The 14,746-nt window shown below is 74.2% G+C and carries 12 protein-coding genes; 10 read left to right on the plus strand and 2 right to left on the minus strand.

Going from position 1 to position 14,746, the window contains the following annotated elements; translation table 11 throughout:
* Positions 1-34 precede the first annotated feature (34 nt).
* A complete protein-coding gene (lepA, locus tag Cpa01nite_RS05420) occupies positions 35-1,915 on the plus strand; it encodes a translation elongation factor 4 (protein ID WP_239068546.1) in 1,881 nt (626 codons plus the stop codon).
* Positions 1,912-3,159 carry a radical SAM family heme chaperone HemW gene (gene hemW, locus Cpa01nite_RS05425; RefSeq protein ID WP_203667736.1) on the plus strand — a complete coding sequence of 416 codons (1,248 nt, stop codon included), beginning with the start codon at positions 1,912-1,914 and terminating at the stop codon, positions 3,157-3,159. Before lepA ends, hemW begins: the two co-directional genes overlap by 4 nt.
* 90 nt (positions 3,160-3,249) lie before the next feature.
* Here hemW and Cpa01nite_RS05430 read toward each other — a convergent pair whose 3' ends face one another.
* Positions 3,250-3,699, minus strand: a complete 450-nt coding sequence (locus tag Cpa01nite_RS05430) for a DUF4870 domain-containing protein (RefSeq protein ID WP_203667737.1) — start codon at positions 3,697-3,699, stop codon at positions 3,250-3,252.
* A gap of 160 nt (positions 3,700-3,859) precedes the next feature.
* Between Cpa01nite_RS05430 and Cpa01nite_RS05435 the strand changes: the two genes are divergently transcribed.
* The gene (locus Cpa01nite_RS05435; RefSeq protein WP_203667738.1) at positions 3,860-4,771 is read left to right on the plus strand and encodes a DUF2189 domain-containing protein; all 912 of its coding nucleotides are present in this window, start codon (positions 3,860-3,862) and stop codon (positions 4,769-4,771) included.
* Positions 4,772-4,796: 25 nt separating this feature from the next.
* On the opposite strand, the gene Cpa01nite_RS05440 is transcribed toward Cpa01nite_RS05435, so the two are convergent.
* On the minus strand, positions 4,797-5,648 hold the full coding sequence (locus Cpa01nite_RS05440) for a DUF3097 domain-containing protein (RefSeq protein WP_239068547.1): 852 nt from the start codon (positions 5,646-5,648) through the stop codon (positions 4,797-4,799).
* 49 nt (positions 5,649-5,697) lie between these two features.
* Between Cpa01nite_RS05440 and Cpa01nite_RS05445 the strand changes: the two genes are divergently transcribed.
* From Cpa01nite_RS05445 to Cpa01nite_RS05475, 7 genes are all read left to right on the plus strand, one after another.
* Positions 5,698-7,287 (plus strand): MFS transporter, encoded by a 1,590-nt coding sequence (locus Cpa01nite_RS05445; RefSeq protein WP_239068548.1) that lies wholly within the window; start codon positions 5,698-5,700, stop codon positions 7,285-7,287.
* A 48-nt stretch (positions 7,288-7,335) separates the two neighbouring features.
* On the plus strand, positions 7,336-8,367 hold the full coding sequence (hrcA, locus tag Cpa01nite_RS05450; RefSeq protein WP_203667739.1) for a heat-inducible transcriptional repressor HrcA: 1,032 nt from the start codon (positions 7,336-7,338) through the stop codon (positions 8,365-8,367).
* A 97-nt stretch (positions 8,368-8,464) separates the two neighbouring features.
* The gene (gene dnaJ / locus Cpa01nite_RS05455; protein ID WP_203667740.1) at positions 8,465-9,598 is read left to right on the plus strand and encodes a molecular chaperone DnaJ; all 1,134 of its coding nucleotides are present in this window, start codon (positions 8,465-8,467) and stop codon (positions 9,596-9,598) included.
* A gap of 2 nt (positions 9,599-9,600) precedes the next feature.
* The gene (locus Cpa01nite_RS05460) at positions 9,601-10,368 is read left to right on the plus strand and encodes a 16S rRNA (uracil(1498)-N(3))-methyltransferase (protein WP_203667741.1); all 768 of its coding nucleotides are present in this window, start codon (positions 9,601-9,603) and stop codon (positions 10,366-10,368) included.
* A gap of 127 nt (positions 10,369-10,495) precedes the next feature.
* Positions 10,496-13,180 (plus strand): sodium-translocating pyrophosphatase, encoded by a 2,685-nt coding sequence (locus Cpa01nite_RS05465; RefSeq protein WP_203667742.1) that lies wholly within the window; start codon positions 10,496-10,498, stop codon positions 13,178-13,180.
* The gene (locus Cpa01nite_RS05470; protein ID WP_239068549.1) at positions 13,177-14,253 is read left to right on the plus strand and encodes a glycosyltransferase family 1 protein; all 1,077 of its coding nucleotides are present in this window, start codon (positions 13,177-13,179) and stop codon (positions 14,251-14,253) included. The genes Cpa01nite_RS05465 and Cpa01nite_RS05470 overlap by 4 nt, the downstream gene beginning before the upstream one ends.
* 97 nt (positions 14,254-14,350) lie before the next feature.
* A complete protein-coding gene (locus Cpa01nite_RS05475) occupies positions 14,351-14,719 on the plus strand; it encodes a hypothetical protein (RefSeq protein WP_203667743.1) in 369 nt (122 codons plus the stop codon).
* The last annotated feature ends 27 nt before the right edge of the window (positions 14,720-14,746 follow it).

Consider the following 14,746-nt stretch of genomic DNA (forward strand, 5'->3'; position numbering starts at 1 on the left):
GTGGCAGTCCGACCCTGCGAAACCGAGGGAGCACGTGTCCCCGATCCCGAGCGCCGAGCAGTCCCGGCGCATCACCCCCGCGGCGACCCCGCCCGAGCTGCTGCGCAACTTCTGCATCATCGCGCACATCGACCACGGCAAGTCGACCCTCGCCGACCGCATGCTCCAGCTGACCGGCGTCGTCGAGGCCCGCGCCATGCGCGCGCAGTACCTCGACCGCATGGACATCGAGCGCGAGCGCGGGATCACGATCAAGTCGCAGGCCGTGCGCATGCCCTGGGCGATGGGGGACACCCCCTACGCGCTCAACATGATCGACACCCCGGGACACGTCGACTTCACCTACGAGGTGTCCCGGTCGCTCGCCGCCTGCGAGGGCGCCGTGCTGCTGGTCGACGCCGCGCAGGGCATCGAGGCGCAGACGCTGGCCAACCTGTACCTGGCGATGGAGAACGACCTCCAGATCATCCCGGTGCTGAACAAGATCGACCTGCCGGCGGCGCAGCCCGAGAAGTACGCGGAGGAGCTCGCGAGCCTCATCGGCGGCGACCCGGCGGACTGCCTCAAGGTGTCCGGCAAGACGGGCGAGGGCGTCGAGGCGCTGCTGGACCGGATCGTCGAGCTGGTCCCGGCCCCGGTCGGCGACCCCGACGCCCCGGCGCGCGCGATGATCTTCGACTCGGTCTACGACACCTACCGCGGCGTCGTGACCTACGTGCGGGTCAAGGACGGCAACCTCAACCCGCGCGAGCGCATCGCGATGATGTCGACGAAGGCCACGCACGAGCTGCTGGAGATCGGCGTCATCTCGCCCGAGCCCGTCCCGACCAAGGGCCTGGGCGTCGGCGAGGTCGGCTACCTCATCACCGGCGTGAAGGACGTCCGCCAGTCGAAGGTCGGCGACACCGTCACGAACGCGAGCAAGCCGGCCACCGAGGCGATCGGCGGCTACTCCGACCCGAAGCCGATGGTGTTCTCGGGCCTGTACCCGATCGACGGCTCCGACTACCCGGTGCTGCGCGACGCGCTCGACAAGCTCAAGCTCAACGACGCCGCGCTGAACTACGAGCCCGAGACCTCGGTCGCGCTGGGCTTCGGGTTCCGCGTCGGGTTCCTCGGGCTGCTGCACCTCGAGATCATCCGGGAGCGGCTGGAGCGCGAGTTCAACCTCGACCTCATCTCGACCGCGCCCAACGTGGTCTACGAGGTGACGATGGAGGACCGCCAGGTCGTCACGGTCACCAACCCGAGCGAGTTCCCGGGCGGCAAGATCCGCGAGGTGCGCGAGCCGATCGTGAAGTCGACGATCCTGGCCCCGAGCGAGTTCATCGGCGCGATCATGGAGCTCTGCCAGGGCAAGCGCGGCGACCTGCTCGGCATGGACTACCTGTCCGAGGACCGCGTCGAGATGCGCTACACGCTGCCGCTCGCGGAGATCGTGTTCGACTTCTTCGACCAGCTGAAGTCCCGCACCCGCGGCTACGCCAGCCTCGACTACGAGCCCGTCGGCGAGCAGGTCGCGGACCTGGTGAAGGTCGACATCCTGCTGCAGGGCGAGCAGGTCGACGCGTTCAGCTCGATCGTGCACAAGGACAAGGCGTACTCGTACGGCGTGATGATGGCGTCCAAGCTCAAGGACCTCATCCCGCGCCAGCAGTTCGAGGTGCCGATCCAGGCGGCCGTCGGCTCGCGCGTCATCGCCCGCGAGACCATCCGCGCGATCCGCAAGGACGTCCTCGCCAAGTGCTACGGCGGCGACATCACCCGCAAGCGGAAGCTGCTGGAGAAGCAGAAGGAGGGCAAGAAGCGCATGAAGACCATCGGCCGGGTCGACGTGCCGCAGGAGGCCTTCATCGCGGCGCTCTCGTCCGACGCGGGCGGCGCCAAGGACGCCAAGGACGCGAAGAAGAAGTGAGCCCGGCGCTCCCGGAGGGTGACGCCGCTCCCGCGGACGGCGCCCTCCCGCCGAGCGTGCGCGCGGGCGCGGGCCGGCGCGGGTTCGGCGTGTACCTGCACGTCCCGTTCTGCACCGTGCGCTGCGGGTACTGCGACTTCAACACGTACACGGCGACCGAGCTCGGCGGCGGCGCGTCCCAGGTGGCCTACGCCGACACGGCGCTGGCCGAGATCACGCTCGGCGCCCGCGTGATGCGGGACGCCGGCCTGCCGGAGCGGCCCGCGTCGACGGTGTTCGTCGGCGGCGGCACCCCGACCGTGCTGCCGGCCGGCGACCTGGTCCGGATGCTCGACGGCGTCCGCGGCGCCTGGGGCCTGGCGGACGACGCCGAGGTCACGACCGAGGCGAACCCCGACTCGGTCACCCCGGAGTCGCTCGCCGAGCTGCGCCGGGGCGGGTTCACGCGGGTGTCGTTCGGCATGCAGTCCGCGGTGCCGCACGTGCTCGCGACCCTGGAGCGCACCCACGACCCGCGGCGGATCCCAGACGTCGTGCGCTGGGCGCGGGACGCGGGGCTCGCCGTGTCGCTCGACCTCATCTACGGCACGCCGGGGGAGTCGCTCGCCGATTGGCGGACCTCGCTGGAGACGGCGCTGGCGACCGGGGTCGACCACGTGTCGGCGTACGCGCTCGTCGTCGAGCGGGGCACGAAGATGGCGGTCCAGGTGCGGCGCGGCGACCTCGCGCTGCCCGACGAGGACGACCAGGCCGCGAAGTACGAGCTCGCCGACGACCTGCTGACGGCCGCCGGGCTGACCTGGTACGAGGTGAGCAACTGGGCGCGCACCCCAGCGGACGCCTGCCGGCACAACCTCGCCTACTGGAGGAATGACGACTGGTGGGGCGTCGGCCCCGGCGCGCACAGCCACGTCGGCGGCGTGCGGTGGTGGAACGTCAAGCACCCGCGCGCCTACGCGGCGCGGCTGGCCGCGGGGGAGAGCCCGGCTGCGGGGCGCGAGACGGTCGAGGACGCCTCGGCGCGGCTCGAGCGGGTCATGCTCGGCGTGCGGCTGCACGAGGGGCTGCCGGTCGACGCGCTGAGCCCGGCCGCGCGCTCGCGGGTCGCGGGCCTCGTGGCCGACGGGCTGGTCGACGGCCGGGCCGCCCTGGGGGCCGCGGGCGACGCCCCGGGGCGGCGGGTGCGCCTCACGCGGCGCGGTCGGCTGCTGGCCGACGCGGTCGTCCGCACGCTCGCGGACTGAGCCGGACCACCCGGGCCGCTGGAGTGGAAGATCCGGCCCGACACGCCGGGGCGTGTCGGGCCGGATCTTCGCCTCGTCAGTGCGCGTGGGTCACTTCACCAGGCGCAGGGTGACCGGGTAGCGGTACCACTGGCCCTTGTTGACGGCGACGGCGGCCAGGATCGCGAACACCAGCGCGGCGACGCCGACCACGAAGGGCAGGAACGACAGCCAGCCGAACGTGATCCCCGCGAGGATCCACGACGCGACGTACGCGATCGCGACGGTGATCTGGAAGTTCAGCGCCTCCTTGGCCTGGTCGTCCAGGAACGGGCCGCGGCCCTTGAACACCAGCCAGACGACCAGCGGGGCGACGAACGAGAACAGGATCCCGCCCAGGTGCGCGAGCAGCGACCAGGTCTTCTCCTCGTCCGGGCGCAGCGGCTGCTGCGGCTGGCCGCCGTACGGCTGCTGCGGCTGGCCGCCGTAGGGCTGCTGGGGCTGACCGCCGAACGGCGGCTGCTGCGGGCCGCCGGCGGGCGGCTGCTGGTCGTACGACATGGGTCTCCTCGGGTGCTGCAGGGCTACGGCGGTCGCAGCGTAGCGGTGTGACCGGGTCGTTCGTCCCCTTCTGTCCAGGGATCGGCCTCCTTGACACGCGTCGGCCGCCTTCGGTTCGCTGGCGCGACGGGCGACCGACGCCCGGGCCAGGAGGGCAGCGATGACGGAGAACCCCGGCGGTACGCCGCCGCGCGACGACGAGCCGGCGACCCCGCCGCCGCCCGCGGGCGCGTACCCGCCGCCGCCCGGCTACGGCCAGCAGCAGATGTACGGCCAGCAGCCGCCCTACGGCCAGCAGCCGCCCTACGGCCAGCAGCAGCCCTACGGCCAGCAGCCGCCCTACGGCCAGCCGCCCTACGGCCCGCCCCACCCCCAGCAGTACGGCGCGCCCACCGGGGGCACCGGCGTCGGCGAGGCGTTCTCCTGGGGCTGGACCAAGTTCACCCAGAACGTCGGACCGTTCCTGCTGGGCGTCCTCGCGTACCTGGCCGTGATCGTCGCCGTGTCCGTCGTGCTGTCGATCGCGATCATCGGCGGCAGCGTCGCCAGCGTGGACCCGGCCACCCAGGAGCTGCGCGACGGCGCCGGCTTCGGGCTCGTGTTCGGCTACCTGCTGGTGCTCGCGGTCGTCCTGCTGCTGACGGCGTTCATGCAGGCCGGCGTGACCCGCGCGTCGCTCGAGGTCGCGGACGGCCGCCGGGTCGAGGTCGGCACGTTCTTCCGGTTCGAGAACCTCGGCAGCGTCCTGCTCGCGGCCCTGCTCGTCGGGCTGGGCACCGGCATCGGGTCCCTGCTGTTCGTGCTGCCGGGCCTCGTGTTCGCGTTCTTCGCGCAGTTCACGCTGTTCTTCGTCATCGACAAGCGCCTGTCGCCGGTGGACGCGATCAAGGCCAGCTTCACGCTCGTGTACCGGAACGTCGGCACGGTCGTCCTGCTGTTCCTGGGCGTGTACGCCGCGAACCTGGTCGGCTCGGCGCTGTGCGGCGTCGGCCAGCTGGTGTCGTTCCCGGTCGGCCTGCTGGCGACGACGTGGATGTACCGCCGGCTCCAGGCCGAGCCCGTCGCGCCCTGACGACGCCGCGTGACGGCGCCCGCGGTCAGGGTGCCGTCACGAAGTCGATCAGCTCCTCGACCCGGCCGAGCAGCGACGGCTCCAGGTCGGCGTACGACCGCACCGAGCGCAGGATCCGCTGCCAGGCGCGGGCGACGTCGGCCTGCTCGGCGGCGGGCCAGCCGAGCTCGCGCAGGATGCCGCGCTTCCACTCGGTGCCGCGCTCGATCGTCGGCCACGCGGTGAGCCCGACGCGCGCGGGCTTCACGGCCTGCCACACGTCGACGTAGGGGTGCCCGAGCACGAGCAGCGTCCCGGCGGGCACCGTCCGCGCCGCCTCGTCGGCGATCCGCTGCTCCTTCGACCCGGGCACCAGGTGGTCGACCAGCACGCCGACCTTCTTGCCGGGTCCCGGCCGGAAGTCGCGGAGGGCGTCCACCAGGTTGTCCACGCCGTCGAGCAGCTCGACCACGACGCCCTCGGCGCGCAGGTCGTCACCCCAGACCTTCTCGACCAGCTCGGCGTCGTGCTTGCCCTCGACCCAGATCCGCGAGCCGATGGCAACCCGCGCGCGCTGGTCGGCGGCGGCGAGCGACCCGGACGCGGTGCGCTTCGGGCCGGTGGGTGCGGTCGGCCGCGGCGGCACCAGCTCGACCGGCTTCCCGTCGACCCAGAACCCCGGGCCGAGCCGGAACGTCCGCGTGCGTCCCTTGCGGTCCTCCAGGACGACGACGTGCTCGCCGCCGGACTTCTCGACCCGGACGACGGCCCCGACCCAGCCGGTCGTGACCTCCTCGACGACCAGGCCCCGCTCGGCGGGCGTGGGGGTGGAGGTGGGGCGGCGGTGCGCGGCGGGCGAGCCGCCGGACAGCACGTCGGTTCCGTAGCGGTCTGTCACCCGCGGCAGCCTAGGTGCCGACCGACCGGCCGCGTGGTACGACACGACGGTGACGTCGAGCCCCGCGCAGCACCCCGACCGCCCCGGCAGCCCGGCCGGCAGCCAGCCGGGCGGCCGGCCCGGCAGCAGCCCGGGCACCCCGGCCGGCTCCGAGCCCGACCCGCACCGCTGGCGCGCCCTCGGCGTCTGCCTGGCGATCGGGTTCATCACGATGCTCGACGTCTCCATCGTCAACGTGGCGCTGCCGTCCATCGAGCGCAGCCTGGACGCCGGCGCGAGCCAGCTGCAGCTGATCGTCGCCGGGTACACCCTGGCGTTCGGCCTGGTGCTCGTGCCCGCGGGCCGGCTCGGCGACGCCCGCGGCCGCCGGGCGCTGTTCCTGATCGGGCTGGTGGGGTTCGCCCTCACCAGCCTGGGCGCCGGCCTGGCGCCGTCCGACGAGGCGCTCGCGGTCGCGCGCCTGCTGCAGGGCATGAGCGCGGGCCTGCTGAACCCGCAGGTGGTCGGCACGATCCAGCAGCTGTTCACCGGCTACGAGCGCGGCCGGGCGTTCGGCTGGTTCGGCGCCACCATCGGGGTGTCGACGGCGCTCGGCCCGCTGCTCGGCGGCCTGATCATCCAGGCGTTCGGCGCGGAGGAGGGCTGGCGCTGGGTGTTCTTCGTCAACGTGCCGGTCATCGCCGTCGTGCTGCCGTTCGCGCTGCGGTTCCTGCCGCGCGGGGCGGTCGGCCGGGCGACGGCGACCGGGCCGGGCGGGCGCCCGCGACTCGACGTGGTCGGCCTGGCGGGCGTGGCGCTGACCGCCGCGGCGGTGATGGTGCCGTTCGTCACGACGACGGGGGAGGGCGGCGACGACCCGGCGCGCTGGTGGTGGCTCGCGGTCGCCGCCGTGCTCGGCGTCGCGACGGTGGTGTGGGAGCGCGGGTACCAGCGGCGCACGAGCGCGGCCGTGCTCGACCCGCGGGTACTGGGCGAGCCGGCGTTCCGGAACGGCGCACTGCTGGGCATCGCCTACTTCGCGGGGTTCACGTCGGTGTTCCTGGTGGCGACGCTCTACCTGCAGCAGGTCGCCGGGTTCACGCCGCTGCAGGCCGGCCTGGTCAACATGCCGTTCGCGATCGCGTCCGCGGTGTCGGCGCAGCGCTCCGGCCGCCTGGTGGCGACCCGGGGGCGGGCGCTGGTCGTCGTCGGCCTGGGGCTGGTCGTCCTCGGGCTGATCGGCACCGACCTCGCGATCCGGTTCGTCGACCCGCCGGCCGTCGGGTTCGTCATGGCGGCGACGCAGATGGTCGCGGGCGCCGGCAGCGGGTTCGTGATCGCGCCGAACCAGACCCTCACGCTGGCGCGCGTGCCGGTCGAGCGGGCGGGCGTCGCGGGCAGCATGCTGCAGGTCGGCCAGCGCATCGGGTCGGCGCTCGGCGTCGCCGTCGCGCTGTCGACGTACTACTCCGCCCTGGCGTCGGGCGTCGAGGGCGCGGCGGCCGCGGGGCGCGCGCTGCTCATCACGGTCGCGCTGGTCGCCGTGGCCCTCGTCGTCGGCCTGGTCGACCTGCGCGCGCGGCGGCGCGACGCGGACGCGGAGGCCGGCGCGGCAGGCGGCGCCGGGACCGACGCCGCGTCCGCGCCCGCGGACGCGTAGAATTGGCACTCGGTTCCAGCGAGTGCCAGGTCGGCCAGGGAGGTGGCGATGAGCGAGGACCGCAGGCTGGACGTGCTGCGGGCGATCGTGGAGGACTACGTCGCCACCCGCGAGCCCGTCGGCTCCCGCGCCCTGGTGGAGCGGCACTCCCTCGGGGTGTCGCCCGCGACGATCCGCAACGACATGGCGGCCCTGGAGGACGCCGGGCTGATCGTGCAGCCGCACACCTCGGCCGGCCGGGTGCCGACCGACAAGGGCTACCGGCTGTTCGTCGACCGCCTCGCGACCGTCAAGCCGCTGTCCGCGCCGGAGCGCCGCGCGATCGAGACCTTCCTCGAGGACGCCGCCGACCTGGACGACGTCGTCGACCGCTCGGTGCGGCTGCTCGCGCAGCTGACCCACCAGGTCGCCGTCGTGCAGTACCCGTCGCTGCGCCGGACCGCGCTGCGGCACGTGGAGCTGGTCCCGGTCGGCGACCGGCACCTGCTCGTGGTGATCATCACCGACCACGGCCGCGTCGAGCAGCGCACGATCGAGGTCCCGGACCCGCTGGACGTCGGCACGGTGGCGCGGCTGCGCGTCCGGCTGAACACCGCCGCGGCGGGTCGCCGGCTCGCCGAGCTCGGCACCGCGCTGTCCGACCTGGCCGACGACTTCGCCCCCGTGGACGGCCCGCTCGTGCGGGGCGTGGTGGCGGTGGTCGAGGACACGCTGGCCCAGGAGAGCGAGGAGCGCGTCGTGCTGGCGGGCACCGCGAACCTGGTCCGCGGCGGCGGGGCCGACTTCGCGCGCACGATCAGCCCCGTCCTGGAGGCGCTGGAGGAGCAGGTCGTCCTGCTGCGCCTGCTCGGCGAGATGGCCGAGGACGAGGCCGCGGTCTCCGTCCGGATCGGCCGCGAGACCCAGCACGAGGGGCTGCTCGAGACGAGCTTCGTGACCACCGGGTACGGCGGGCCCGACGGCGGCGGGACCGCGGTCGCCCGGATCGGCTCCGTCGGCCCGCTCCGCATGGACTACCCCGGGACCATCGCGTCCGTGCGCGCCGTCGCGCGGTACCTGTCCCGGATCCTCGCCGGATGAGCGCCGGCCGGGCACCGACCCGCGTCCCCGCACGTTCAGCAACGAGCACCCGACCCGCGCACGCGCGCGAGGACGACACACGCACAGGAAGTGACGAGTGAGCGACTACTACGAGGTCCTCGGCGTCCAGCGGGACGCCACGCCCGAGCAGATCAAGAAGGCGTACCGCCGCCTCGCGCGCGAGCTGCACCCCGACGTCGCGGGCGCGGACGCCGGCTCCGAGGACCGGTTCAAGGACGTCTCGCGCGCCTACGAGGTGCTGTCCAACCCCGAGAAGCGCCGCATGTACGACATGGGCGCGGACCCGTCGGCCCCCGGCGGCGGCATGGGCGGCCAGGGCGGCTTCGGCTTCCAGGACATCTTCGAGACGTTCTTCGGCGCGGCGGCCGGCGCCGGCGCGCAGCGCGGCCCCATCCCGCGCGCCCGCCGCGGCCAGGACGCGCTGCTGCGGCTCGACATCGACCTCGCCGAGGCGACGTTCGGCACGCACCGGGAGGTCCCGGTCGAGACGGCCGTGGTCTGCCCGACCTGCGACGGCTCCTGCTGCCGCCCGGGCACCTCGCCGCGCACCTGCGACGTCTGCGGCGGCCGCGGCTCCGTCCAGCGGGTCGCCCGGTCGTTCCTCGGCCAGGTCATGACCTCGCAGCCGTGCGCCGCGTGCCACGGCTTCGGCACCGTCATCCCCGAGCCGTGCACCGAGTGCGCCGGCGAGGGCCGCGTGCGGTCGCGCCGCACGCTCGAGGTCGACGTCCCCGCGGGCGTGGACACCGGCACCCGGATCAAGCTCACCGCGCAGGGCGAGGTCGGCCCCGCCGGCGGCCCGGCCGGCGACATCTACCTCGAGGTGCGCGAGCGCAAGCACGAGACGTTCGTCCGCGAGGGCGACGACCTGCACTGCACGCTCGAGGTCCCGATGACCGCGGCCGCGCTCGGCACCGTGCTGACCCTCGACACGCTCGACGGCCCGCAGGAGGTCGACCTGCGCCCGGGCACCCAGCCCGCCCAGGTCGTCACGCTGCGCGGGCTCGGTGTGGGCCACCTGCACGCCGGCGGCCGCGGCGACCTGCACGTGCACGTGGACGTCCACGTGCCGACGTCGCTCGACGACGAGCAGGCCGAGCTGCTGCGGCGGCTCGCCGGCCTGCGCGGCGAGGAGCGGCCCGAGGCGCGGCTGTCCGCGTCCGGCGGCGGCGTGTTCGCCAAGCTCCGCGACAAGCTCGCCGGGCGCTGAGCGTGACCGCTCCGGTCTTCCTGGCGGAGCCGGGCGACCTCGACGCGCTCGCGGCCGGCGGCACCTACCTGCTGGCGGGCGCCGAGGGACGGCACGCGGGCGTGGTGCAGCGCAAGACGGCGGGGGAGCGGGTCGACGTCGTCGACGGCGCCGGCACCCGGCTGGTCGGCGAGGTCGAGGCCACCGGGCCCGAGGGCGTGCACCTGCGCGTCCGCGAGGTCGTCGTCGAGCCGGTGCCCGCGCCGCGGCTGGTGCTGGTGCAGGCGCTCGCCAAGGGGGACCGGGACGAGATGGCGATCGAGGCGGCCACCGAGGTCGGCGCCGACGGCGTCGTGCCGTGGCAGGCCGAGCGGTCGATCGTCGTGTGGCGCGGCGACCGGGCGGCCAAGAGCCGCGCGCGCTGGCTGGGCACGGTGCGGACCGCCGCGAAGCAGGCCCGCCGGGCGCACGTCCCCGCCGTCGACCTGGCGCAGACCAGCGCCGCGCTGGTCCGCCGGGCGCGCGAGGTGGTCGAGGCCGGGGGCGCCGTGCTCGTGCTGCACGAGGAGGCGACCACGCCGCTCGCCTCGGCGACGCTGCCCGCGCCCGGGACGCCCGCGGACGTGCTGGTGGTCGTCGGCCCGGAGGGCGGGATCGCGGAGCGCGAGCTCGCCGACCTGGTGGAGGCCGGGGCGCAGGCGGTGCTGCTCGGCCCGCACGTGCTGCGGACGTCGACGGCGGGCCCGGTGGCGCTCGCGCTGCTCGCGCAGCGGCTGGGGCGCTGGGGCTGACGCGCGGCTGACGCGCGGCTGACGCGCGGGGGTGGCCCCCGGGTGGGCCGTACGTCTCATCCGGCGGGGCCGGGCCGGTCCTAGCGTCGAGGGTGGCAGCGAAGGCGCTCTCACCAGGGACCCGACCGTGAACACTGACGTCCGGACCGGCACGACCACCACCTCGCCCGCACCGGCGGAGCCGCCGCGCGGCACCGGCCCGGGTCGGCGCCGCCGGCGACGGCGGGTCGCGCTCGCGGGGGCCGGTCCGGCAGCCGTCGTCGCGTCCCTCGCCGGCTGCGCCGCGTCCGGTACGGCGTCGGGCGCGGACGGCGGCGCGGTCCACGGCGGCGAGGCGAGCCTCGTGCTGCCGGACCTCGGCGCCGTGTCCGCGCTGGGCGGCGTGTCCGGCCGACTGCTGCTCGTCGTCGGCCTGCTCGTGTGCGTGCTCGGCCTCGCGTTCGGCGTCGCCACCTACGTGCAGCTCCGCCGGCTGCCGGTGCACGCCGCGATGCGGGAGATCTCCGAGCTGATCTACTCGACCTGCCGCACCTACCTCACCCAGCAGGGCCGGTTCCTCCTGCTGCTGTGGGTGTTCATCGCCGCGGTGGTCGTCGTCTACTACCGCGCGCTCGTGGGGTTCGAGTGGGGCCGGGTCGCCACGATCATCGCGTTCAGCCTGCTCGGGATCGCCGGGTCCTACGCCGTCGCGTGGTTCGGCATCCGGGTCAACACGCTCGCCAACTCCCGCACCGCGTTCGCGTCACTGGCGGGCCGGCCGCTGCCGGTGCACCGCATCCCGCTGCAGTCCGGCATGTCGATCGGGATGGTGCTGATCAGCCTCGAGCTGCTGATGATGCTGGTCATCCTGCTGTTCCTCCCCGCGGACGTCGCCGGCGCGTGCTTCATCGGGTTCGCCGTCGGCGAGTCGCTCGGGGCCTCCGCGCTGCGGATCGCGGGCGGCATCTTCACCAAGATCGCCGACATCGGGTCCGACCTCATGAAGATCGTGTTCAAGATCAAGGAGGACGACGCCCGGAACCCCGGTGTGATCGCCGACTGCACCGGCGACAACGCGGGCGACTCGGTCGGCCCCAGCGCCGACGGGTTCGAGACCTACGGGGTCACCGGCGTCGCGCTCGTGACGTTCGTGCTGCTGGCCGTCGACGACCCGGTCATGCAGGCGACGCTGCTGGTCTGGCTGTTCGTGGTCCGCGCCGTCATGGTCATCGCGTCGGCGCTGTCCTACCTGGCGAACGACGCGTGGACCCGCCGCCGGTACGCCGCCACGGAGCGGATGGACTTCGAGAAGCCGCTCACCTCGCTCGTCTGGCTCACGTCGGTGGTGAGCATCGCGCTGACGTACCTCACGACCTGGGCGGTGCTCGGCCACCTCGACGACGCCGGCGGCGGGCTGTGGTGGAAGGTCGCGACGATCATCTCCTGCGGCACGCTGGCCGGGGCGCTCATCCCGGAGCTGGTCAAGGTGTTCACGTCGACCAGCAGCCGGCACGTGCGCGAGGTCGTCACGTCGTCCCGGGAGGGCGGGCCGTCGCTGAACATCCTGTCCGGCCTCGTCGCCGGCAACGTGTCCGCCTACTGGCTGGGCATGACGGTCGTCGGCCTGATGGGCGGCGCGTACCTGATCAGCGAGCAGGGGCTCGACCAGGTGATGATCGCCCCGGCGGTGTTCGCGTTCGGGCTGGTGGCGTTCGGCTTCCTCGGCATGGGGCCGGTGACGATCGCCGTCGACTCCTACGGGCCGGTCACGGACAACGCGCAGAGCGTCTACGAGCTGTCGCTGGTCGAGGAGCTGCCGGGCGCCGCCGCGCAGATCGAGGCGGAGCACGGGTTCACGCCGCGGTGGGAGCACGCCAAGCGGATGCTCGAGGAGAACGACGGCGCCGGCAACACGTTCAAGGCCACCGCGAAGCCCGTGCTGATCGGCACCGCGGTCGTCGGGGCCACCACGATGATCTTCTCGATCATCATGGCGCTCACCCACGGCCTGACGACCGGGCTGGAGAACCTGTCGCTGCTGCACCCGCCGTTCCTGCTCGGCCTGGTCACCGGCGGCGCGATGATCTTCTGGTTCACCGGCGCGTCCATCCAGGCCGTGACGACGGGCGCCTACCGCGCGGTGGAGTTCATCAAGGCGACCATCCGGCTGGACGGCACCGAGCGGGCCAGCGAGGCCGACTCCCGCCGGGTCGTGGAGATCTGCACCCAGTACGCCCAGCGGGGCATGCTGACGATGTTCCTGGCGATCTTCTTCGCCACGCTGGCGTTCGCGTTCGTCGAGCCCTACTTCTTCATCGGCTACCTCATCTCGATCGCGGTGTTCGGGCTGTACCAGGCGATCTTCATGGCGAACGCCGGCGGCGCCTGGGACAACGCCAAGAAGATCGTCGAGGTCGACCTGCACGCCAAGGGCACCGCGCTGCACGACGCGACGATCGTCGGCGACACCGTCGGCGACCCGTACAAGGACACGTCGTCGGTCGCGCTCAACCCGGTCATCAAGTTCACGACGCTGTTCGGGCTGCTGGCCGTCGAGCTGGCGGTCAGCCTCGTCGACGACGGACGCGGCACGCTGGTGCGCGTGCTGGCGGCGGTGTTCTTCGTGGCGTCGGCCGTGTTCGTGCACCGGTCGTTCTACGCGATGCGGATCGGCGGGCAGCCGGGGGACGGCGGCGAGGCGGCGGAGCCGGGGGAGCCCGCCGAGCCGGTGGTCTCGGCGGACGGGGGCCCGGTCCGGGACCGCGGGGACGTGCTGCCGCGGCCGGCCGGCGGCGCGGACGACGGGGCGCTCGTCGACACCGAGGGGCGGTGAGCCCGGTGCGGGTCGCGGTCAAGCACGACGACGCGCTGGTCGGTCCCGACGGGCTCGTCCAGGGGCACGACGCCGGCGCCACGCTGGTCCGGAGGCTGCTGCGGGTGTTCCCCGGATCGGTGCTGATCGGGCCGGGGCCGCGGCGCGGCGCCGGGTTCGACCTCCTGCCGCTCGAGTTCGTCGACGGCACCGACACCGTGGTCATCACGATGGACGTGCTCGACTCGGTGCAGGTGTGGCGGACGCTGCGCGCGGGCGGGTGCGAGCGGCCGCGGGTGATGAACTTCGTGTGGTGGGACGCGACCCGGTACCCGCACGACGTCGAGCGCGCGGCCCTCGCGCTGTCCTGCGCGTTGTTCCCGACGTTCGCGAACTCCGCGCGGACGGCCTCCGAGATCACGGAGCTCATCGGCCGGCTCACCGTGCCGGCGCTGGGGGAGCGGGCGCGGATCGCGTGGGTCAACCTCGGGTTCCGGGTCGACCACGTCCGACCCCGGCACGAGCCGGAGACCCCCGTCGTGCTCTACCCGGCGATCTACGTCTCCGAGCGCAAGCAGCCGCGGCTGTTCCTCGAGGTCGTCGACCGCGTGCAGCGCCGCACGCCGATCCGGGTCGAGGCGCGGCTGCACGAGTCGCACCTCGTGTCGGACGTCGCCATGCGGATGTCCGAGCGGCCGTGGTGCTGGGTCGGCCCGCTGACCGCGACCCGCGACTCGTACTGGGAGGCGCTCGGCCGGACCACGGCGTTCCTCGCGACCGCGACCGAGGAGTCGTACGGCCTCGAGTACGTCGAGGCGCTCGCGGCCGGGGCCGTCGGGGTGTTCCCGGACCTGCCTTGGGCGCGGGCGCTGCTGCCCGACGGCTACCCGTTCCTGTACCGGACGCCCGACGAGGCCGCCGAGCAGCTCGAGCTCGCGGTCACCCGGCCCGCCGCGTGCCGGCGGCAGCTGGACGCGGTCGCGGGCGGGTCCTTCGTGCGCTGGCTGTCGGCGCACCACGACGACGACGCGTTCGACCGGGCCGTCGTCGCCCGGGTCGCGGACTGGTTCGGGGACGGCGCGGCGGCCGGGTGAGCGCGGGCACCGGGCGGCCCGACGACCGTCACCCGGCGGGTCTTGACGCCGCACGGGATCGGCGGGACGCTGGCCTGCCGCACGCGCCGCAGCGTGGATGAGCCGAGGGGGCCTCATGGGACGGGTGGTCGCGGTACTGATCGGCGTGGCCGTGCTGGTGCTCCAGGTGTGGCTGACGCTGTACGCGCAGGTGGTGCTGGCCTACGAGGCCGCGCTGGTCCTCGTCGCGATGCTCGGGATCGGGCTGCGGGCGTTCGCGCGCTCGCGGCGCCGGGCGCAGCGGGTCGACGGCGCGCGCTGGCCGGCCGCGGACGGGATCCCCGTGCCGCAGCCGACGGTGCTGCTCGGCGGGCCGGTGCTGCCGTCGGTCGACGTCGGCAGCGGGCTGCCGCCCGTGGCGGCACAGGTGCACGACCGGGTGCGGGACGACCCGCTGGGCGGGCGGCGGGCGCGGCCCGTCGGCTGACGCGGGCGGGCCCGCCGGCCCGGACGC

The sequence above is a fragment of the Cellulomonas pakistanensis genome, from assembly GCF_016862755.1.
GTDB lineage: Bacteria > Actinomycetota > Actinomycetes > Actinomycetales > Cellulomonadaceae > Cellulomonas > Cellulomonas pakistanensis.

Excerpts from the sequence above, each read along its gene's own strand:
- Cpa01nite_RS05475 (WP_203667743.1), top strand. The coding sequence starts at position 14,351 with ATGAGCCGAGGGGGCCTCATGGGACGGGTGGTCGCGGTACTGATCGGC.
- hrcA (WP_203667739.1), top strand. The coding sequence starts at position 7,336 with ATGAGCGAGGACCGCAGGCTGGACGTGCTGCGGGCGATCGTGGAGGAC.
- Cpa01nite_RS05435 (WP_203667738.1), top strand. The coding sequence starts at position 3,860 with ATGACGGAGAACCCCGGCGGTACGCCGCCGCGCGACGACGAGCCGGCG.
- Cpa01nite_RS05430 (WP_203667737.1), bottom strand. The coding sequence starts at position 3,699 with ATGTCGTACGACCAGCAGCCGCCCGCCGGCGGCCCGCAGCAGCCGCCG.